The following is a 19310-nucleotide window of genomic DNA, read 5'->3' as shown; positions in this document are numbered from 1 at the left end:
GGGGAAACTCCATGTACGAGGCCTATTATCCGCTGACCTATTACTTCTATCCGCTACTGGGGGACGCTGTGCATCAGCGTCTGCCCCAGGTCTTCGAGAGTCCGGTGGCCGCAGGGGTGGAAACCCTGCTCTATGTGCATATTCCGTACTGCCAGGACATGTGCCGGTTCTGTCCGTTTCATGTGCGAGTCGACAAGGACACTACCGTCTATGAGCGCTACACCAACGCCCTGTGCCAGGACATCCGCGCTGAGGCGGCCAGCGCGCGCGGCCGCTCCAGCAAACTGCGGGCCGTGTATTTCGGTGGCGGTTCGCCTTCTGTGCTGTCGCCCGAGCAACTGCAGCGGATTTTCAACGCTATCAGAGAGAGCTTCAGCCTCGACGCCGACGCCGAGATTTCCTTTGAAGGCGAGCCCAAGACCCTGGGCGATCCCTACCGGCTTGAGATTCTCAAGAACGAAGGCGTACAGCGCATCAGCTTCGGCTTGCAGACTTACGATCCGGAGTTGCGCAAGCACTTCAACATCGCCGCCACTCTGGACGATGTAGCCAATGTCCGTGAGCAAGGACGGCGATTCGGCTTCGATGAAATCAATGTCGACATGATGTACAACCTGCCGGGGCAGACCTTGGCTTCTCTGGATCGTGACCTGACACGACTGATCGACGACGGTTTTGACAGCGTCGATTACTACAATCTGCACTACTTCGCGTTCCCGCCGAAGTTCAAGCGCCAGATGGAAGAGGGCAGCATTCCAGCCAAGCCTTCGGAGAAAATCATGCTCGCGCTGTTCGAGCAGTTGCGCCACCGCTTGGCCGAGGCTGGCTATGCCAATGTCGCCGACCAGATTTATACCCGTAAGGCAAAGGTCTGTGAGTACTTCCGCCTGCTCTGGGGCGGCGGCAATGGTGAACATCGTGCCGAGACGCTGGCCGTAGGCTCATCGGCCCGGGGTTATGTGGACGGCTTCAGCTACATGAAGCACAGCAACGTCAACAAGTATATGGACGCCATCGAGCTGGGGCTGCCGAGCATCGAGAAAAGCTCGGTAGCGCTGGATCGTCCAGAAAACCGTGGTGCGGTGATGTTTCCCAAGTTCCTGCGCCTGGACAAGGCCAACGAGCGTGCGTTGGCCACGGTCAACCCCGAGCTCATTGCCAATTGGATCGAACATGGCCTGCTCTCGGAGACTGCGGATGCGTTCGAGGTGTCCCAGCGTGGTCGTCTATGGACCAACAACATGACCACCGACTTGTTCGAAGCCACCCAGCGGCAGGTTGGCGGGCAGGTGCTGACGGTACTGGAGCACAAACCGGGTGCACGGACCGGCTCATTCTAAGGAAGGGATATCATGTCAGCACATCGTATTGGCGTTATTCATGCCTATCCCAGCCGGAGATTGCTGGATTGTCTGGGCGCCGCGGGTTATCGGGTAGTGTTGATCGGCAACGGACGGGCTCTGGCTGAACACCCGGCGGTCGAGGCTGTACTGCAGGTGCCGTTGTGGCCGACGGATGCTCTGTTCAGTGCCGCGGCCGAGTACCACGCGGCACATCCTTTCAGTGCCCTGTTGCCTGTCAATGAGGGCACGGTAGTGGCGACCGCCCAGTTATCCGAGTATCTGGGCCTGCCGGGCATGTCGGTAGCCACGGCTGTCTGCAGTCGCAATAAGTACCTGGCCGCGTTGTTGTGGGAAACGCAGGGCGTACCGGTGCCGGCGACGCTGCCGTTGACCCTGGAAACCCCGTGGGAGCAGGTCTGCCAGCGGCTTGGGTCACGGGTGGTAGTCAAGCTCAGCGACTCGATGAACAGCCAGGGCGTGATTGCAGTCGGTGACGAACATCAGTATCGGCAAGCCCTTGCGACACTGCATGAGCTGATCAAGCAGACGACTGATGTAGATCCCCTCAAGGACCGTAATCGCTTTGCCTACGGTCATAGCAGTCTCCAGTTGATTGCCCAGAGCTTTTGTGAAGGACGGGAAGTCAGCGTCGATCTGTTGTTGCGGCCCGACGGTACGGATCAGGTTCTGGCGGTGTTGGAGAAAGAAGGCGGGCAAGGACCTTACTTTGCTGAATCGGCCTCTGTCTGGCCCACGTCGCTGGGAGCCGAGCAGGAGCATTCGATTGGTCAGCTTGCGGTGCGCGCTGCGCGGGCGCTAGGCCTGACCCAGGGTGCCGCCCACGTCGAAATCCGCTATCAGCATGGCGTGCCCCGGGTACTTGAAGCGGGGTTGCGCCCTGGGGGCGGCTTCACCGCGCAGACCATTGAGCTGTTGAGCGGAGTCGACGTGTATGCCGCTCAGATTCGCCTGCTTCTGGAACAGATGCCATTGCCCGCAGCGGCGGGGGAGTGTGGTGCGGTGTTGTTTGGCGGTGTAGTGATCGAAGCCAGCGGGACGTTGCTCGCTGTCGAAGGCATGCAGATCTTTGAGCAACTGGCGGAGTTGCGTGAGTTGGTGGTGCTCGCCCGTCCCGGTGATTGGGTGCAGGCCATGCCGGACTCTGCTCAGCCCCACTACTGTTATTACCTTCTGGCGGGAGAGAGTCGTGAGGCACTGCTGGAGATTCACCAAGGTATTCAGCAGCAGGTTCGGTTGCAGGTTGTGGCGCAGGGGGTAGCTCATGACTGCTGAGCCGCTGGAGTTGGGCGTCAACTCGCACATTCTCGCCGCGGGCAAGCGGGTGTTGGAGTTGTTTGCCAGCGTCCAGGATGCGCCCGAGCAGTTCCCCCTATGGTCCGCAAGCGATTCGGTTGCCGCCCGAATCCAAGATCCAACCGCGATGCCCGAACACGGTCAGTCGCTGGACGATACCCTGGCGCAGGCCGTGGAGCTGATGCAGCAGGGCCTCTGCAACGTCAGCCACCCGTTGTACTTCGGTTATATTTCGCCGCGACCTCACCCTGCTGCGGTGCTGGGGGACTTCCTCGGCAGTGCGCTGAATCAGACCCCCGGGGCCTGGCGTGCAGGGCCATCGGCGACCATGGTCGAGGTCGAGGTGCTGCACGCCCTGCGTTCGCTGTTTGGCCTCGACCCGGTTGTCGGGCGTCTGCCCGGCGGGGTATTCACCGGGGGTGGTACGTTGGCCAATCTGATCGGGCTCAAGTTGGCCCGCGAGCAGATGCACCGCCAGCATCCGCAGACGCATCGGGCCGACGGCCCGGGGGCACGGATCTACATGTCCCGAGAAGGACACTTTTCCATTGCCAAGGCCCTGGACGTGCTGGGTTTTGCCGCGGATGCGCTGGTGGAAATCGACACCGATGAGCAGGGCGCCTTGCTCCCGGAGCAACTGGAGCAGCGACTGGCCCATGACGTTGCGCTCGGCTACACGCCGATGTGCCTGATCGGCGTCCTGGGTACCACTGCAACCGGGGCGATTGATCCGTTGCGGCGCATCGGCGAGCTGGCTCGCCGCTACAACGCCTGGTTCCACATTGACGGTGCCGCCGGGCTGGCGCTGGCGGCGTTGCCCGAGGCCCGGCGTCACATGCAGGGATTGAACGATGCGGATTCCATCACCTTTGATCCTTGCAAGTGGATGTTCGCCTCCTTCGGCGTCGGGTGCCTGCTGGTGCGTAACGGCGAGATGCTGGGTAGCAGTTTCTGGGCCGGCGGACCTTACTGGGAGGAACGTGGTGAGCTCGACACTTTCAAGATGAACCTCTATGGCACTCGCCAATTTCGTTCATTGGGCGTGTGGTGCCTGCTGCAGCATCTGGGGCTGGAGGGTTATCGGCAGTTGCTGAGGAATATGACCGGCGCAACGGCGCACTTGCGGGCGCTGCTGAGCGCCGATCCAGCTTATTGCTTGATACCCGATCAGCAAATCATGCCGGTGGTCGCTTTTCGGCCTGTGACTGCCAATGCCGAAAGTGTGGCTCGTCTGGTTGTTCTTTGTCAGCAGCGAAACCTGGCTTACCCCAGCGTGCTGGAGTGGAAAGGCGAGGTTTATATCCGCGTTGCCATCAGTAACTATCAAACCTCCACGCTGGACATGGAACGGTTCAAGCGTGCCCTGGACGGGCTGGTGCACGAACTTGGCTTCTCGCTACCTAGGATCTTGTAATGAACAATTCCCACGAAAACTTACTAGTCATTGTGTTGGCGGCGTTGGTCGTCATCATCCTTTGCAGCCAGGTTGCCGGTAAAATCGCTCAGCGCTTTGGTCAACCCCTTGCTGTGGGTGAAATCACTGGCGGCATCGTTCTTGGTGCACTTCTGGGGGGACTGTGGCCGCAGGGCGGCGCGTATCTGCATGCCAACGCCGGACAGGTACTGACGGTCATGTCCCAGTTGGGCATCGTGCTGATGATGTTCCAGATCGGCATGGAGTTCGATTTCGAGCTGCTGCGCGAGCGTCGTCTCAAGCGGGCCCTGGGCTGGATCACCTTACTGGGCATTCCGATCCCTTATCTGACCGGGATGTTCTGCGCCTTCATCTATGCCCGCTACTACCCGGTTCCTGATCTGTTGGGGTTGATGCTGATCTGCGGTATCTCCTTCTCCATCACCGCGCTGCCCATCCTTGGTCGCATTCTCCTGGAGCTGAAGATGGAAAACAGCGAGACAGGAGTGACCGCGATTGCCGCGGCTGGGATCAACGACCTGATCGGCTGGATTGCCCTGGGGGCGGTGGTGGTGTTCACCAGCGGTCAAGGCGCGGCGCAGACGCTGCTCAAACTGGCGGCTATTGCGCTGTTCCTGGTGGTGTTCTTCCGCTATGTGCGTCCTTGGCTGATCAAACGCCTGCAGGCTGATACTCAGCATGCCGCCGTGCTGAGCGATACGCACTTTGGCGCGATAATCGGCGGGGTGTTCGTGACCGCAGTCATTACCGCATGGTTGGGGGTGTTCGCCGTTGTTGGTGGCTTTCTGATGGGCACCGCGTTGTATCAATGCAAAGCCTTGCTTGAGCAGTGGAACCTGCGGATGCGCCCTTTCGTGAACATCGTCCTGGTACCGATTTTCTTCTTCTACACCGGTATGAAAGTTGAAATTGGCTCCATGGTGACTGCTCAGGACATTCTTTGGTGCTTTGTGTGGGTCTTATGCGCTTGCTTGAGCAAGGGGCTCAGTTGCACCTTGGCCGCCAGGCTGGCGGGGTTCTCAATGACCGACTCCTTGAAAATCGGCACGCTGCTGAATACGCGTGCCCTCATGGAGCTAGTGGTGCTGAATATCGCCCACAGCCTTGGCTTGATGCCGCCCCAGCTGTTTTCAATTCTGGTCATCATGGCTCTGGTTTCAACGCTGATCACCTCGCCGTTGCTCAATGCCATCCAGAAGTACAGTGGTCGCTCGGCTTCAGTCCAGCCGGTGGGGCAGTATTCCTAGATCATCCAGGGATGAGGTCTTGCCGCGCCTCCGTTTCGACCTCGATTGCGGTGACTTCGGTATAGAAACGAGAAAGCCCCGAAATTCGGGGCTTTCACGGGTTCTTCAGGAGTCCGAGGTAATCTACGGAATCTCCTTAGACTATGCGCGGTTCAGACGTTAAAGCGGAAGTGCATCACGTCGCCATCCTTGACGATGTATTCCTTGCCTTCCAGGCGCCATTTACCGGCTTCCTTGGCGCCCGCTTCACCCTTGTACTGAATGAAGTCGTTGTAGGCGATCACTTCGGCACGGATGAAGCCTTTTTCGAAGTCGGTGTGGATCACGCCAGCGGCTTGCGGTGCGGTGGCACCGACACGCACGGTCCAGGCACGGACTTCTTCGACACCGGCGGTGAAGTAGGTCTGCAGGTGAAGCATTTCATAGCCAGCGCGGATCACACGGTTCAGGCCAGGCTCTTCAAGGCCCAGGGCTTCGAGGAACATGTCTTTCTCTTCGCCGTCGTCCAGCTCGGCGATTTCCGCTTCGATCTTGTTGCAGACCGGAACCACTACGGCGCCTTCTTCTTCGGCGATGGCCTTGACCACGTCCAGGTGCGGGTTGTTCTCGAAACCGTCTTCGGCGACGTTGGCGATGTACATGACCGGTTTGGTGGTCAGCAGGTGGAAGCCTTTGATCACCAATTTTTCATCGGTGCTCATGTTCTTCATCAGGCTGCGCGCAGGTTTGCCTTCGGTGAAGTGAGCGATCAATTGCTCCAGCAGGCCTTTCTGGACCACTGCGTCCTTGTCGCCACCCTTGGCGTTGCGGGCGACTTTCTGCAGTTGCTTCTCGCAGCTGTCGAGGTCGGCAAAGATCAGTTCCAGGTCGATGATCTCGATGTCACGCTTCGGGTCGACGCTGTTGGAGACGTGAATCACGTTCTCGTCTTCAAAGCAGCGCACCACGTGGGCAATGGCGTCGGTTTCGCGGATGTTGGCCAGGAACTTGTTGCCCAGGCCTTCACCTTTGGAGGCACCGGCCACGAGGCCCGCGATGTCGACGAACTCCATGGTGGTCGGCAGGATGCGCTTGGGGTTGACGATGGCCGCCAGTGCGTCCAGGCGCGAATCCGGCATCGGCACGATACCGCTGTTCGGCTCGATGGTGCAGAAGGGGAAGTTCTCAGCCGCGATACCGGATTTGGTCAGGGCGTTGAACAGGGTGGACTTGCCGACGTTAGGCAGGCCGACGATGCCGCAATTGAATCCCATGGTGTTTCCCCTCGGTAAGAGTCAGGCCTTCTGGCTGTGCAGGTTTTTCATCGCGCGGTTCCATTCACCGGCGAGGATATCCGGCAGCACGCCGAGGGCAAAGTCGATGCTGGCATCGAGTTTTTCCTGTTCGGCGCGAGGCGCGCGACCCAGGACAAAATTTGAAACCATGCTGGCTACGCCCGGGTGGCCGATGCCAAGCCGCAGGCGGTAAAAGGTATTCTGATTACCCAGCTGCGCGATGATGTCGCGCAACCCATTGTGACCGCCATGGCCGCCGCCCTGCTTGAGCTTGGCAACGCCCGGAGGCAGATCGAGTTCGTCGTGGGCCACCAGGATTTCTTCAGGCTTTATGCGGAAGAAACCGGCCAATGCCGCCACGGCCTGGCCGCTGCGGTTCATGTAGGTGGTGGGAATCAACAGGCGAACATCCTGACCTTGATGCGAGAAACGTCCGGTCAGGCCGAAATACTTGCGATCGGCCGCCAGGCTGACGCCTTGTGCGTGCGCGATGCGCTCAACAAAAAGGGCCCCTGCGTTATGCCGGGTCTGTTCGTATTCGGTGCCTGGATTTCCCAGGCCAACGATCAGTTTGATGGCAGTCACGATAGGGGCCCTTCCTGGAGTGTGGATAACGTCGCGATCAGATGTAGCGACAGTGGACGAACAATGCGGATCTACCGTTAAGTAAACTTCGCGTTACCGCCCGCTGTCTCGCTACGTTCCAGTCCGCGATGTTTTCCGGTCACTCCGGCGACAGAGTGAAATTACTCTGCTGCGCCTTCTTCGGTAGCTTCTGGAGCAACACGTGGAGCGTGGACGTTGGCTACAGCCTTGTCATCACCGTGTGCCAGGGCAACGAACTCAACGCCTTTAGGGGCCTTGAGGTCAGACAGGTGAATGATCGTGCCGACTTCTGCGTCAGCCAGGTCGACTTCGATGAATTCAGGCAGGTCTTTCGGCAGGCAGGAAACTTCCAGCTCGGAAGTCACGTGCGAGATTTCGCCGCCTTTCTTGACCGGAGCAGCTTCGTTGATGAAGTGCACTGGAACGGTAGCGGTCAGTTTCTGGCCAGCCACGACGCGAATGAAGTCGGCGTGCATGATGAACTGCTTGGCCGGGTGACGCTGCATCGCTTTAACGATGACGTTCTGCTTCTTGCCATCAACGTTCAGCTCGATTACGTGGCTGAAAGCAGCCTCGTCTTCGAACAGCTTGGCCACTTCTTTGGCCAGCATGGTGATGGACTCAGGGGCCTTGTCACCACCGTATACAACGGCAGGAACCTGGCTGGCGAGACGACGCAGGCGGCGGCTCGCACCTTTCCCCAGGTCGGTACGCGCTTGGGCGTTCAGGATGAAATCAGTCATTTTGTATCTCCAAAATAGCCATTCCGGGTGACGTCTGCGACCGACGTCAAAGCGGATGGGCAAAAAAGCCCCGCCCCAACATGAGTGTTGGGGCGGGGCGCTTTTCGTCAACGGGATGTCATGTAAGGGCAGGGCCCTTAGCGGAACATCGCGCTGATCGATTCTTCATTGCTGATGCGGCGAACCGCTTCTGCAACCACCGGTGCGATATCCAGTTGACGGATACGTACACAGGCTTGTGCGGCAGCGGACAGCGGAATGGTGTTGGTCACCACCAGCTCGTCCAGCACGGAATTTTCAATGTTCTCGATTGCCCGACCCGACAGCACAGGGTGTGTGCAGTAGGCAAAGACCTTGGCAGCACCATGCTCTTTCAGGGCCTTGGCCGCGTGGCACAGGGTGCCTGCGGTGTCGACCATGTCGTCAACCAGGATACAGGTGCGCCCCTCGACGTCGCCGATGATATGCATCACTTCGGAGTGATTGGCTTTCTCACGGCGTTTGTCGATGATACCCAGATCCACGCCCAGGGATTTGGCAACCGCCCGTGCACGCACGACGCCACCAATGTCCGGGGACACGATCATCAGGTTCTCGAAGCGCTGATCTTCAATGTCATCCACCAGGACCGGGGAGCCGTAGATGTTGTCCACGGGAATATCGAAGAAACCCTGGATCTGGTCAGCATGCAGGTCAACCGTGAGCACACGATCGATGCCGACGACGGTGAGCATGTCAGCCACGACTTTCGCGCTGATAGCCACACGCGCGGAACGCGGACGGCGATCCTGACGGGCATAACCAAAGTAGGGAATAACAGCAGTGATACGAGTAGCCGAGGAACGGCGGAAGGCATCAGCCATCACGACGAGTTCCATCAGGTTATCGTTGGTCGGAGCGCAAGTCGGCTGAATAATGAAGACGTCTTTACCGCGAACGTTTTCATTGATCTCGGCAGTGATTTCGCCGTCGGAGAACTTACCGACAGAAATGTCACCGAGAGGGATATGCAGCTGACGTACGACACGCCGAGCCAGATCGGGGTTGGCGTTCCCCGTAAAGACCATCATCTTGGACACGCGCAGTACCTGAAGGCTGAGGGTATACCTGGATGAGTATAGGAAAATGGCAGGGGCGGCTGGATTCGAACCAACGCATGGCAGGATCAAAACCTGCTGCCTTACCGCTTGGCGACGCCCCTGTATCTGTTGCTGCGAGTGCCCAGCACTCGATTCCTTTTAGAGCAGACTTTGCAGCTTGCGATGCAACATCGAAACGTTGCTTCCTTTCGCTACAAACCCTGTAAGGGTCTCTGTCAGAAGGGCCGAGACTTTATCAGCTTCAGCTTTGCTTGGGAAGCCCCCAAACACACAACTTCCAGTTCCGGTGAGTTTTGCTTCGGTAAATTTACCTAACAAATTCAATGCGTTACGAACATCTGGGTAACGCCTTGCTACCACCGGTAAGCAGTCATTTCGACTGTTTCCCTTGGGAACGGGGCGCACTTTAATGGGAGGAGAGTTACGTGTCAACAGTGGATCTGAAAAAATTTCTGCTGTACTTACAGAGACTTGCGGTACCAGCACCAGGTACCAGGGTTCTTCGGGCTCGACGGGCGTGAGTTTCTCCCCTACGCCTTCGGCAAAAGCCGCGTGGCCACGCACGAAAACCGGCACGTCAGCCCCTAGCGTCAGGCCCAGCGCCGCCAGGCGGTCGACGTCCCAATCGAGCTGCCACAGGTGATTGAGCCCGAGCAGGGTCGTTGCCGCATTCGAGCTGCCGCCACCGATACCGCCGCCCATGGGCAGGATTTTTTCGATCCAGATGTCGATGCCCAACGAACAACCGGATTGCTCCTGGATTTTTTTTGCAGCCTTGACGATCAGGTTGCTGTCGTGGGGAACGCCTTCGAACTCGGTGTGCAGGCGAATGACACCGTCCTCGCGTACTGCGAAGGTGATTTCATCGCCGTAGTCCAGGAACTGGAAGATCGTTTGCAGCTCGTGATATCCATCCGGACGACGACCCAGGATGTGCAGCATCAGGTTGAGCTTGGCCGGGGAGGGCAGGGTCAGGCGGGCAGCAGTCATGTCATTGCCCCAGCTTGCGCGGCTGCCATTGCTTGATCACCAGCGTGACATCGAGGTCGCTGCCGTGCAGCTTGATCCGCTCGGGCAGCCAGTAGCCGTTCTGCTGGGCATAGCTGAGATATTCGATCTGCCAGTCGTCCTGTTCCAGGTTGGACAGGCGGCTGTCGGCGTCGAGGGTCAGGCGGCTTTTGCTGTCCGGCGCCGGCAGCCCGCGCACCCACCAGGTCAGGTGGGAAACCGGCAATTTCCAGCCCAACTGCTCTTCAAGCAGGGCTTCGGGCGTGGGGGCTTCGTAGCGGCCCTGGTTGGCGACTTCCAGCGAAACCTGCCCCGGTCGACCGGTCAAGCGCGCTGCGCCGCGTCCCAGCGGGCCGGACAGGCGGATGTCGTAGTAGTCCTGGCGCTGCAGCCAGAACAGTGTGCCGCTGCCCGAATCCTTCGGCGCGCGGATGCCGATCTTGCCGTCGATCTGCCAGCCATCGAGGCCGCTCAGCTGTGCCTTGTGTTCACGCCACTGGGCCGGATTTCCATGGCCCTGGACGGATTCGCGGGCGCCGAAGCCCGCACAGCCGGCGAGCAGGGCGATGAAGCTGAAAACGATGAAGTGGCGCAAAAACATGTCTTAAAGGGTCTCTGATCCGGTCAGGCGTTTGATGGTACCGCGCAGGATGGGGCTGTCGGGCTGGTCCTTGAGGAACTTGCTCCAGATCTGCCGGGCCTCACGCTGTTTTCCGGCGGTCCACAGGACCTCGCCCAGGTGAGCGGCGACTTCCTGATCGGGAAAGCGCTCCAGGGCCTGGCGCAGCAGGCGTTCGGCTTCGTCGAGGTTACCCAGGCGGAAATTCACCCAGCCGAGGCTGTCGAGCACCGCCGGGTCTTCCGGGTTGAGCTGGTGGGCCTGCTCGATCAGTACCTTGGCTTCGGCATAGCGGGTGGTGCGGTCCGACAGGGTATAGCCAAGGGCATTCAAGGCCATGGCGTTGTCGGGGTCGCGCTGGATGATCAGGCGCAGGTCTTTTTCCATCTGGGCCAGGTCGTTGCGTTTTTCCGCCAGCATGGCTCGGGTATACAACAGGTTCAGGTCGTCCGGGTATTGCTTCAGGGCCTGTTGCAGCACGTTCCAGGCTTTGTCGCCCTGATTGTTGGCCGACAGGGTTTCGGCTTCAATCAGGTAGAGCTGGATGCCATAGTCCGGCTGGGCGTCGCGTTGTACGGCCAGGCGACTCTGGGCCTCGGCAGTCTTGCCATTGCCGATCAGGATATCGGCCTGGCGCAACTGTGCCGGCAGGTAGTCATTGCCCGGGCCGACCTGGGCATACTCGATCAGCGCGCTTTCCGGGTCGTTGCGTTCTTCGGCAATGCGCCCCAGGTTCAGGTGCGCCGAATCGACATGGCTTTCCCGGGCGATCAGGTCTTCCAGATAGCCCCTGGCCTCGTCCCAGGCCTTGGCTTCCAGGCAGACCAGTGCCAGGGAGTAACGCAATTCGTCGTCTTCGGGGTACTGCTGGACCAGGCTGGAGAACTCCACCTTGGCATCGTCCATGCGGTTGTTTTCCACCAGCATGCGGGCGTAGGTGAGGCGCAGGCGCTTGTCGTCCGGATACTTCCTGATGCTTTTTTCCAGCAACGGCAGTGCTTCGTCGCCGCGGTTCAAGCCTTGCAGCAGTCGAGCGCGCAGCAGGATCGGCGCCACCTCGCCGGCTTCCGGCGGGTTGTCTTCCAGCAGGGTGAGGGCGCCCTGGGCATCGCCATCCTGTTGCAGCAACAAGGCCTTGCCGAAAATCAACTGTCCGTTGTTCGGATGGCGTTCCAACAAGCGGTCGAAGCTCTTCATCAGGCCGCCGCGGGTTTCCTGGTCCGTATCGGCAGCCGATAGGGCGAGGAAGTCGAAGTGGGTATCACCCTTGCCCTGCAGGACTTTCTCCATATAGGTCATGGAATCGTCGTAACGCCCAGCGCGGGCCAGTTGTACGGCGGCGGCGCGTTGCGCTTCGAGGTCGTCCGGGGCGTTGCGGGCCCAGATCAGCGCGGTATCCAGCGCGGCCTGGTCGGCCCCCAGGTATTCGGCGATGCGGAACGCCCGCTCTGAGATGCCCGGGTCCTGGGTATTGATGGCCTGGGTCACGTAGTTGTCCAGCGCAATGTCGAAGCGATTGCGCTGGCCTGCCAGTTCGGCGCTCAACAGGCTGAAGATGGTTTCTTCGCTGAACGAGCCGTAGACCTTGGGTTTTTCAGGTGCCTGCGTGCTGTCTTCGACCGGCGGCGTACCGTCCGTCGAAACGGGGGCCATGGATTGGCAGCCGCTGAGCAAGGCAAGAGCGAGGAGCAACGCGGAAGATCTATTCATATAGGAAGAGGACGACTAACCTGCGGTCGGATCATCATGACACAAGCCTTCGGTCAAACATAACCGCCCCGTCGATTTACGAAGCGAGGGAGGGCGATAGAGATGCAGTGGTTGTTCTGGATCTGGCGAAGTAGGACAATTGCCGGCTTCACGTCACCATCAGCGACCTTGAATGGCCTTCCTTGCACTTGGTATCAACCACAAGACTGCTTCAGTAGACGTCCGCGAGCGCGTGGCCTTTACGCCTGAGCAGCTGGTGGAGGCCCTGCAGCAGCTCTGCCGGCTTACAGAGAGCCGTGAGGCTGCGATCCTCTCTACCTGCAATCGCAGCGAACTCTATGTAGAACAGGATCATGTTTCGGTCGATGCCGTGCTGCGCTGGCTGGCCGAATATCACAACCTGAGCCTTGAAGAGCTACGCGCCAGTGCCTATGTGCATGAAGACGATGCGGCCGTTCGTCACATGATGCGCGTCGCCTCCGGGCTCGATTCGCTGGTGCTGGGCGAGCCGCAGATCCTCGGCCAGATGAAGTCGGCCTATGCCGTGGCCCGCGAAGCCGGTACGGTCGGCCCGCTGCTCGGGCGGCTGTTCCAGGCCACGTTCAATGCCGCCAAGCAGGTACGTACCGACACCGCCATTGGCGAGAACCCTGTGTCCGTGGCGTTTGCCGCCGTCAGCCTGGCAAAACAGATTTTCAGCGATCTGCAACGCAGCCAGGCGCTGCTGATCGGCGCCGGCGAGACCATCACCCTGGTTGCCCGCCATCTGCACGACCTGGGGGTCAAGCGCATCGTCGTCGCCAACCGGACCCTGGAGCGAGCCAGTACCCTGGCCGAACAGTTCGGCGCCCACGCGGTGCTGCTCTCGGATATCCCGGCCGAGTTGGTACACAGCGACATCGTCATCAGTTCCACCGCCAGCCAGTTGCCGATCCTGGGCAAGGGCGCGGTGGAAAGCGCCCTGAAGCTGCGCAAGCACAAGCCGATCTTCATGGTGGACATTGCCGTACCCCGGGACATCGAGCCGGAAGTCGGCGAGCTGGACGACGTGTACCTCTATAGCGTCGATGACCTGCACGAAGTGGTCGCCGAGAACCTCAAGAGCCGGCAGGGCGCGGCCCAGGCGGCGGAAGAAATGATCACCATCGGCGCCGAGGACTTCATGGTGCGCCTGCGCGAGCTGGCTGCGGTGGATGTGCTCAAGGCCTATCGTCAGCAGAGCGAGCGCTTGCGCGATGAAGAGCTGCAAAAGGCCCAGCGCCTGCTGGCCAACGGCGGCAGCGCCGAAGAGGTGCTGGTGCAACTGGCCCGTGGCCTGACCAATAAATTGCTCCACGCCCCCAGTGTCCAGCTCAAGAAACTGACTGCCGAGGGTCGCCTCGATGCACTGGCCATGGCCCAGGAACTCTTTGCCCTCGGTGAGGGTTCACCGGATAGCTTTTCGGATAAGAAATCGCAATGAAAGCGTCACTGCTCAATAAACTGGACACCCTCCAGGACCGTTTCGAAGAACTGACCGCCTTGCTGGGCGATGGCGAAGTCATTTCCGACCAGAACAAATTCCGCACCTATTCCAAGGAGTACGCGGAAGTCGAGCCGATTGTCGCCACCTATAAACAGTTGCTCAAAGTGCAGGACGACCTCGCCGGTGCCCAGGCGCTGCTCAAGGACAGCGACCCGGACCTGCGGGAAATGGCGGCATTGGAAGTGCGCGAGGCCAAGGAGCAGTTGGTCGAACTTGAAAGCAATCTGCAACGCATGCTGCTGCCCAAGGATCCTAACGACGGTCGGAACGTCTTCCTGGAAATCCGTGCCGGTACCGGCGGCGATGAGGCGGCGATCTTCTCCGGCGACCTGTTTCGCATGTACTCGCGCTACGCCGAGCGGCGTGGCTGGCGCGTGGAGATCCTGTCGGAAAACGAAGGGGAGCATGGCGGCTATAAGGAAGTCATCGCCAGGGTCGAAGGCGACAACGTCTACGGCAAGCTGAAGTTCGAATCAGGCGCCCACCGTGTACAGCGTGTGCCGGCCACCGAGTCCCAGGGGCGCATTCATACCTCGGCCTGCACGGTGGCGGTATTGCCCGAGCCGGACGAACAGGAAGTCATCGAGATCAACCCGGCGGACCTGCGGATCGACACCTACCGTTCCTCCGGCGCGGGCGGACAGCATGTCAACAAGACCGACTCGGCGATCCGCATCACCCACTTGCCTTCGGGCATCGTGGTCGAGTGTCAGGAAGAGCGCTCCCAACACAAGAACCGGGCCCGCGCCATGGCCTGGTTGTCGGCCAAGCTCAACGACCAGCAGACCAGCGCCGCGGCCAGTGCCATCGCCAGCGAGCGCAAGTTGCTGGTGGGCTCGGGGGATCGTTCCGAGCGCATCCGCACCTACAACTTTGCCCAGGGCCGGGTCACCGATCACCGGGTCAACCTGACCTTGTATTCCCTGGATGAAATCCTGGCCGGCGGTGTCGATGCGGTGATCGAACCGCTGCTGGCCGAATATCAGGCCGATCAACTGGCCGCGATTGGCGAATAAAAGGTGAACACATGACCATCATCGCCAGTCTGCTACGTGCCGCCGAGTTGCCGGATTCACCCACGCCAAAACTGGATACCGAGTTACTGCTGGCGGCTGCGCTGGGCAAGTCCCGCAGCTTCCTGCACACCTGGCCCGAGCGGATCGTGCCAAGCGAGGCCGCCCTGCTGTTTTCCGAATATCTGCATCGGCGTCGCTCCGGTGAGCCGGTGGCCTATATCCTGGGACAGCAGGGCTTCTGGAAGCTCGACCTGGAAGTCGCGCCCCATACCCTGATCCCGCGTCCGGACACTGAGTTGCTGGTGGAAACCGCGCTGGCCTTGTTGCCGGCCGCTGCGGCCAGGGTTCTGGATCTGGGCACCGGCAGCGGCGCGATTGCCCTGGCCCTGGCCAGCGAGCGTCAAGCCTGGAAGGTCACGGCGGTCGACCGGGTGCTGGAGGCCGTCGCCTTGGCCGAACGCAATCGCCAGCGCCTGGGCCTGGTCAACGTCACGGTGCTGAGCAGTCACTGGTTCAGTGCTTTGGATGGCGAGCGTTTCGAGTTGATCATCAGCAACCCGCCTTATATTGCCGCCGCCGATCCGCACCTGGCCGAAGGCGACGTGCGTTTCGAACCTTCCAGTGCATTGGTCGCGGGCCAGGATGGGCTCGATGATCTGCGCGAAATCATCGTCCAGGCACCGGATCACCTGGCGCCGGGCGGCTGGTTGATGCTCGAGCACGGTTACGATCAGGCCGGTGCGGTGCGGGATCTGTTGCAAATCCAGGGTTTCTCCGAGGTCCACAGTCGCAAGGACCTGGGCGGCCATGAACGCATCAGCCTGGGGTGCCTGCCGTGCTGAACGATCAGGAGTTGTTGCGCTACAGCCGGCAGATACTGCTGCAACAGGTGGACATCGGCGGCCAGTTGCGCCTCAAGCAGAGTCGTGCGTTGATCGTCGGTCTTGGTGGCCTCGGTGCGCCGGTGGCGCTCTATCTGGCCGCCGCGGGCGTTGGCGAGCTGCACCTGGCAGACTTCGACACGGTCGACCTGACCAACCTGCAACGCCAGATCATCCACGACACCGACAGCGTCGGCCTGAGCAAGGTCGATTCGGCCATGCGTCGCCTTGCGGCGATCAACCCCGAGGTTCGACTGGTGCCTCATCCGGCGGCCATGGACGAAGACAGCCTGGCCGTGGCTGTGGCGGCGGTGGATCTGGTGCTGGACTGTTCCGATAATTTCTCGACGCGCACGGCGGTCAACGCGGCGTGTGTCGCGGCGGGCAAGCCGCTGGTCAGCGGTGCGGCGATCCGTCTCGAGGGCCAGCTTTCGGTGTTCGATCCCCGTCGTCCCGAAAGCCCTTGCTATCACTGCCTCTACGGCCACGGCAGCGAGGCCGAGTTGACCTGCAGCGAAGCAGGGGTGCTTGGGCCGTTGGTGGGCTTGGTGGGCAGTCTGCAAGCCCTTGAAGCCTTGAAGCTGCTGGCCGGTTTTGGTGAGCCGTTGGTGGGGCGCCTGTTGTTGATCGATGCCTTGGGTACGCGGTTCCGCGAATTGCGGGTCAAGCGTGACCCGGCGTGCAGTGTCTGTGGTGACCCACATGAGTGAGGCGCCGGTCGGCGTGCTCGACTCGGGTGTCGGCGGATTGTCGGTGCTGGGGGAAATTCGTCGGCTGCTGCCGAACGAATCGCTGTTGTACGTCGCTGACTGCGGGCATATTCCCTACGGCGAGAAAACGCCGGAATACATCCGACAGCGCTGCGCGATCATTGCCGATTTTCTCCTCGGCCAGGGTGCCAAGGCGTTGGTGGTGGCTTGCAACACCGCGACGGTCGCTGCGGTGGCTGATTTGCGTCGCGACTTTCCCCACTGGCCCATCGTCGGCATGGAGCCGGCGGTCAAGCCGGCCGCCGCCGCTACCCGCAGTGGCATTGTCGGCGTACTGGCCACCACTGGTACTTTGCAGAGCGCCAAGTTCGCCGCCTTGCTCGACCGTTTCGCCACCGATGTACAGGTCATCACTCAACCGTGTCCCGGGCTGGTGGAGCTGATTGAGGCGGGTGACTTGCAGAGTCCGGCCTTGCATCAGTTGCTGCAACATTACGTTGATCCATTGCTGGCAGCCGGCTGCGATACGCTGATCCTGGGTTGCACGCACTATCCGTTCCTCAGACCATTGCTCAAGCAAATGATCCCGGATCACATCAGCCTGATCGACACGGGCGCAGCCGTGGCTCGACAACTTCAGCGCCTGCTGGCCGAACGTGGGTTGTTGGCAGAGGGGCCGGCCAGCGAAACTCAATTCTGGAGTAGTGCTGATCCGACACATTTAAGAAATATCCTACCGACGCTATGGCATTCGTCTGGCCTTGTGCGAAGCTTCAATCTGTAAGCAAAATGTGAAAATTCCGTAAATGCTGCTGAACTTCTGTTCTAGCGCGGATTTCTATAGCTTTGCCTGTAACAAAAAACTAACTATGTTCGTCGGAAAAGGATGTTTCTAATGAAGCGCTTATTCTGCTTTGCCGCATTTGCGGCTGCATTGCTGGGGCACACCTACACCGCACAGGCTGCGGGTGTGGAGTTCGGGGTCGGCCAGACCAGCGACTCGACCATGACTTATCGTCTGGGGATGCAATTCGATTGGGACAAGAGTTGGTGGCAAAGCGACGTAGGTCGTCTGACCGGCTACTGGAGCGGTGCCTACACCTACTGGGAAGGGGATAAGACGTCCAGTAACCATAGCCTGTCGTTTTCGCCCGTCTTCGTGTATGAATTTTCCGGTGAGAACGTGAAACCTTACATCGAGGCCGGTGTGGGCGTTGCGCTGTTCGACAAGACCGAGGTGGAAGATAACAAGCTCGGTACCGCTTTCCAGTTCGAAGATCGCATCGGCTTCGGCCTGCGCTTCACTGGCGGACATGAAGTGGGCATTCGCGCCACTCACTATTCCAATGCGGGCATCAAGTCGACCAACGATGGCGTGGAGAGCTACGCCCTGCACTACACGATGCCGCTTTGATACTGATGGAGCCCGCTTGTAACGGCGGTGGGGCATTGGCTGTGATGATGACCGTACCACCGCTATCGCGAGCAGGCTCGCTCCCACATTAGTGTTTCGAGGTGGCCGTCAGATCGATGGTCCCTCCAACCCCTGCTCGCGATAGCAGAGGATCAGTTGGCGCTCGTGCTCTACCGATACGCCGTCGTGATCCCGCGGCGTTCCTCAATGCATTCCGGTGCTCCCATTTCGAACTCCCGACAGATCAGCGGGCGTTTTTCGTAGATGGTGCACTTCATGCTGTCGCGATCCAGCGCAGCGCACCAGCCGTCATCAAGGCGCAGCATGACTTCCCCACCCCAATCGTCCGTGGCGATGAAGCGTTGCGGGACGCCGGTATCGGTGATCAGCAGCACTTCCAGTTGGCAGCAGCACGCCGCGCACGTTGAGCACGTAACGGTCGGTGCAGTGAGGTCAGCGAGAGGGATGGTTTCCATGGCGCGCAGTGTAAGGCAACCGGGCCGCTCACGGTCGACCCTTGATCGGTGACCTGGCGCTTACCTGGCAAGGATCGATGTCCGCCTGTGCGGTCTGGCCCGGTGTTGGTAACGGCCACAGCGCGGTCAGGGCCGTGACAGGGAGGAGCACTTCATGGGGGCGTTCGACCAACTGACTCAGGATGTAGGCGGCCGCTTCGTCTGCCGACCCTGGTGTGGCCGGAAAGTCCGCCAGGCTCCCGAGCGCGTTATCGAAGTCCGGTCGAACGAGCGTTATGTCGATGTTTTCGGAGGCGCGAGCCGATTCGAACAGATAACGCATTGCCCCGTTGCCGCCCTCGGTGTGGGACGGTGACAGGGAGGTTGCCGGGCTGATGATTCCCACCAGCAGGGGCGCGGTGCCGGCACGCAGCAATGGCGAGGCTGTTTCGATGCAAAGGCTTGCGACCATCAGGTTGCTGCGCACAATGTGTTCGATGAGAGACGCGTCGGGGAGCTGACTGTTGACGTACTCGGTAGTGCCGGCGTTCAGGATCAGCGTGTCCAGGGCCCCCCACTGCTGAGCGATTCGATCAGTGATGTCGCGTACCGTCTGGCCGTCGGTCAAGTCGCCGGGCATCGTCAGTACGTGGCCCGGATAACGTGCCGAGAGCGCTTCGCAGGATTGAGCCGAGCTTGAACTGATGGCCAGGTTTGCCCCGGTTTCGAGTATTGCCTGGGCCAAGGAAGCGCCGACTCCGTTACCAGCGCCCGTCAGCCAATACCGTCGTGGTGGTCTCTGACCCATTCCATACTCCTTTTAGTCGGGGCGACACGCCGCGACAGGTAGGGGACGTCTACGGCAGGCAAAGTCCTTCTGCCTGGTCCGACTATATCTCGTCTGGCTGGG

General features: G+C 60.2%; 19 protein-coding genes and 1 tRNA gene. 10 read left to right on the top strand and 10 right to left on the bottom strand.

Going from position 1 to position 19310, the window contains the following annotated elements; all coding sequences use genetic code 11:
- The first annotated feature begins 11 nt into the window (after positions 1-11).
- The 4 genes from QZH45_RS25305 to QZH45_RS25290 are packed head-to-tail and all read left to right on the top strand — an operon-like array spanning position 12 to position 5339.
- Positions 12-1340, top strand: a complete 1329-nt coding sequence (locus QZH45_RS25305; protein ID WP_432783586.1) for a coproporphyrinogen-III oxidase family protein — start codon at positions 12-14, stop codon at positions 1338-1340.
- A 12-nt stretch (positions 1341-1352) separates the two neighbouring features.
- Positions 1353-2636: an ATP-grasp domain-containing protein gene (locus tag QZH45_RS25300; RefSeq protein WP_024778159.1), complete on the top strand. Its 1284-nt coding sequence runs from the start codon at positions 1353-1355 to the stop codon at positions 2634-2636.
- Positions 2626-4071 (top strand): pyridoxal phosphate-dependent decarboxylase family protein, encoded by a 1446-nt coding sequence (locus tag QZH45_RS25295; RefSeq protein WP_053191830.1) that lies wholly within the window; start codon positions 2626-2628, stop codon positions 4069-4071. Before QZH45_RS25300 ends, QZH45_RS25295 begins: the two co-directional genes overlap by 11 nt.
- The gene (locus tag QZH45_RS25290) at positions 4071-5339 is read left to right on the top strand and encodes a cation:proton antiporter (RefSeq protein ID WP_055135144.1); all 1269 of its coding nucleotides are present in this window, start codon (positions 4071-4073) and stop codon (positions 5337-5339) included. The genes QZH45_RS25295 and QZH45_RS25290 overlap by 1 nt, the downstream gene beginning before the upstream one ends.
- 152 nt (positions 5340-5491) lie before the next feature.
- Here the strand turns inward: QZH45_RS25290 and ychF are convergent, their stop codons facing one another.
- The 8 genes from ychF to QZH45_RS25250 form a co-directional block, all read right to left on the bottom strand.
- Complete coding sequence (ychF, locus tag QZH45_RS25285) at positions 5492-6592, bottom strand: redox-regulated ATPase YchF (RefSeq protein WP_024778156.1); 1101 nt, start codon at positions 6590-6592, stop codon at positions 5492-5494.
- A gap of 21 nt (positions 6593-6613) precedes the next feature.
- Positions 6614-7198, bottom strand: a complete 585-nt coding sequence (gene pth, locus QZH45_RS25280) for an aminoacyl-tRNA hydrolase (RefSeq protein ID WP_024778155.1) — start codon at positions 7196-7198, stop codon at positions 6614-6616.
- A gap of 161 nt (positions 7199-7359) precedes the next feature.
- Positions 7360-7962 (bottom strand): 50S ribosomal protein L25/general stress protein Ctc, encoded by a 603-nt coding sequence (locus tag QZH45_RS25275; RefSeq protein WP_024778154.1) that lies wholly within the window; start codon positions 7960-7962, stop codon positions 7360-7362.
- 137 nt (positions 7963-8099) lie between these two features.
- The gene (locus tag QZH45_RS25270) at positions 8100-9041 is read right to left on the bottom strand and encodes a ribose-phosphate pyrophosphokinase (protein ID WP_003205529.1); all 942 of its coding nucleotides are present in this window, start codon (positions 9039-9041) and stop codon (positions 8100-8102) included.
- A gap of 47 nt (positions 9042-9088) precedes the next feature.
- Positions 9089-9163, bottom strand: a tRNA-Gln gene (locus QZH45_RS25265).
- Between the two features lie 37 nt (positions 9164-9200).
- Positions 9201-10052 (bottom strand): 4-(cytidine 5'-diphospho)-2-C-methyl-D-erythritol kinase, encoded by an 852-nt coding sequence (gene ispE / locus QZH45_RS25260; RefSeq protein WP_024778153.1) that lies wholly within the window; start codon positions 10050-10052, stop codon positions 9201-9203.
- Between the two features lies 1 nt (position 10053).
- Complete coding sequence (gene lolB, locus QZH45_RS25255) at positions 10054-10671, bottom strand: lipoprotein insertase outer membrane protein LolB (protein WP_024778152.1); 618 nt, start codon at positions 10669-10671, stop codon at positions 10054-10056.
- A gap of 3 nt (positions 10672-10674) precedes the next feature.
- Positions 10675-12399, bottom strand: coding sequence for a tetratricopeptide repeat protein (locus tag QZH45_RS25250; RefSeq protein WP_055135143.1), 1725 nt, complete (start codon positions 12397-12399; stop codon positions 10675-10677).
- A 172-nt stretch (positions 12400-12571) separates the two neighbouring features.
- Here QZH45_RS25250 and hemA point away from each other — a divergent pair, with 172 nt between their 5' ends.
- The 6 genes from hemA to QZH45_RS25220 all read left to right on the top strand — a co-directional run bounded on the left by hemA (position 12572) and on the right by QZH45_RS25220 (position 17945).
- The gene (gene hemA, locus QZH45_RS25245; protein WP_024778150.1) at positions 12572-13861 is read left to right on the top strand and encodes a glutamyl-tRNA reductase; all 1290 of its coding nucleotides are present in this window, start codon (positions 12572-12574) and stop codon (positions 13859-13861) included.
- Entirely contained in the window at positions 13858-14940 is a 1083-nt protein-coding gene (gene prfA / locus QZH45_RS25240; protein WP_055135142.1) for a peptide chain release factor 1, read from the top strand. Before hemA ends, prfA begins: the two co-directional genes overlap by 4 nt.
- An 11-nt stretch (positions 14941-14951) precedes the next feature.
- Entirely contained in the window at positions 14952-15782 is an 831-nt protein-coding gene (prmC, locus tag QZH45_RS25235; protein WP_055135141.1) for a peptide chain release factor N(5)-glutamine methyltransferase, read from the top strand.
- Positions 15776-16531 (top strand): molybdopterin-synthase adenylyltransferase MoeB, encoded by a 756-nt coding sequence (locus QZH45_RS25230; protein ID WP_053191890.1) that lies wholly within the window; start codon positions 15776-15778, stop codon positions 16529-16531. The genes prmC and QZH45_RS25230 overlap by 7 nt, the downstream gene beginning before the upstream one ends.
- Positions 16524-17315: a glutamate racemase gene (murI, locus tag QZH45_RS25225; RefSeq protein ID WP_055135140.1), complete on the top strand. Its 792-nt coding sequence runs from the start codon at positions 16524-16526 to the stop codon at positions 17313-17315. Before QZH45_RS25230 ends, murI begins: the two co-directional genes overlap by 8 nt.
- A gap of 111 nt (positions 17316-17426) precedes the next feature.
- Positions 17427-17945, top strand: coding sequence for an acyloxyacyl hydrolase (locus QZH45_RS25220; RefSeq protein WP_024778145.1), 519 nt, complete (start codon positions 17427-17429; stop codon positions 17943-17945).
- 170 nt (positions 17946-18115) lie between these two features.
- On the opposite strand, the gene QZH45_RS25215 is transcribed toward QZH45_RS25220, so the two are convergent.
- Positions 18116-18421, bottom strand: a complete 306-nt coding sequence (locus tag QZH45_RS25215; protein WP_024778144.1) for a YkgJ family cysteine cluster protein — start codon at positions 18419-18421, stop codon at positions 18116-18118.
- A gap of 28 nt (positions 18422-18449) precedes the next feature.
- Positions 18450-19208 (bottom strand): SDR family NAD(P)-dependent oxidoreductase, encoded by a 759-nt coding sequence (locus QZH45_RS25210; protein WP_024778143.1) that lies wholly within the window; start codon positions 19206-19208, stop codon positions 18450-18452.
- Between the last annotated feature and the right edge of the window lie 102 nt (positions 19209-19310).

Origin of the sequence: Pseudomonas corrugata (assembly GCF_050920615.1) — a bacterium.
In the GTDB taxonomy this organism is placed as follows: domain Bacteria; phylum Pseudomonadota; class Gammaproteobacteria; order Pseudomonadales; family Pseudomonadaceae; genus Aquipseudomonas; species Aquipseudomonas corrugata.
Note: the sequence above shows the minus strand (reverse complement) of the source record. Positions and strands in the feature narration are given on the sequence as shown.

Bases quoted from the DNA above. Each gene is read 5' to 3' on its own strand.
- QZH45_RS25300 (WP_024778159.1), top strand. From the start codon at position 1,353: ATGTCAGCACATCGTATTGGCGTTATTCATGCCTATCCCAGCCGGAGA.
- ispE (WP_024778153.1), bottom strand. From the start codon at position 10,052: ATGACTGCTGCCCGCCTGACCCTGCCCTCCCCGGCCAAGCTCAACCTG.
- QZH45_RS25295 (WP_053191830.1), top strand. From the start codon at position 2,626: ATGACTGCTGAGCCGCTGGAGTTGGGCGTCAACTCGCACATTCTCGCC.
- prmC (WP_055135141.1), top strand. From the start codon at position 14,952: ATGACCATCATCGCCAGTCTGCTACGTGCCGCCGAGTTGCCGGATTCA.
- QZH45_RS25215 (WP_024778144.1), bottom strand. From the start codon at position 18,421: ATGGAAACCATCCCTCTCGCTGACCTCACTGCACCGACCGTTACGTGC.
- QZH45_RS25275 (WP_024778154.1), bottom strand. From the start codon at position 7,962: ATGACTGATTTCATCCTGAACGCCCAAGCGCGTACCGACCTGGGGAAA.
- QZH45_RS25305 (WP_432783586.1), top strand. From the start codon at position 12: ATGTACGAGGCCTATTATCCGCTGACCTATTACTTCTATCCGCTACTG.
- QZH45_RS25290 (WP_055135144.1), top strand. From the start codon at position 4,071: ATGAACAATTCCCACGAAAACTTACTAGTCATTGTGTTGGCGGCGTTG.
- hemA (WP_024778150.1), top strand. From the start codon at position 12,572: ATGGCCTTCCTTGCACTTGGTATCAACCACAAGACTGCTTCAGTAGAC.
- ychF (WP_024778156.1), bottom strand. From the start codon at position 6,592: ATGGGATTCAATTGCGGCATCGTCGGCCTGCCTAACGTCGGCAAGTCC.
- murI (WP_055135140.1), top strand. From the start codon at position 16,524: ATGAGTGAGGCGCCGGTCGGCGTGCTCGACTCGGGTGTCGGCGGATTG.
- QZH45_RS25250 (WP_055135143.1), bottom strand. From the start codon at position 12,399: ATGAATAGATCTTCCGCGTTGCTCCTCGCTCTTGCCTTGCTCAGCGGC.
- prfA (WP_055135142.1), top strand. From the start codon at position 13,858: ATGAAAGCGTCACTGCTCAATAAACTGGACACCCTCCAGGACCGTTTC.
- QZH45_RS25220 (WP_024778145.1), top strand. From the start codon at position 17,427: ATGAAGCGCTTATTCTGCTTTGCCGCATTTGCGGCTGCATTGCTGGGG.
- QZH45_RS25210 (WP_024778143.1), bottom strand. From the start codon at position 19,208: ATGGGTCAGAGACCACCACGACGGTATTGGCTGACGGGCGCTGGTAAC.
- lolB (WP_024778152.1), bottom strand. From the start codon at position 10,671: ATGTTTTTGCGCCACTTCATCGTTTTCAGCTTCATCGCCCTGCTCGCC.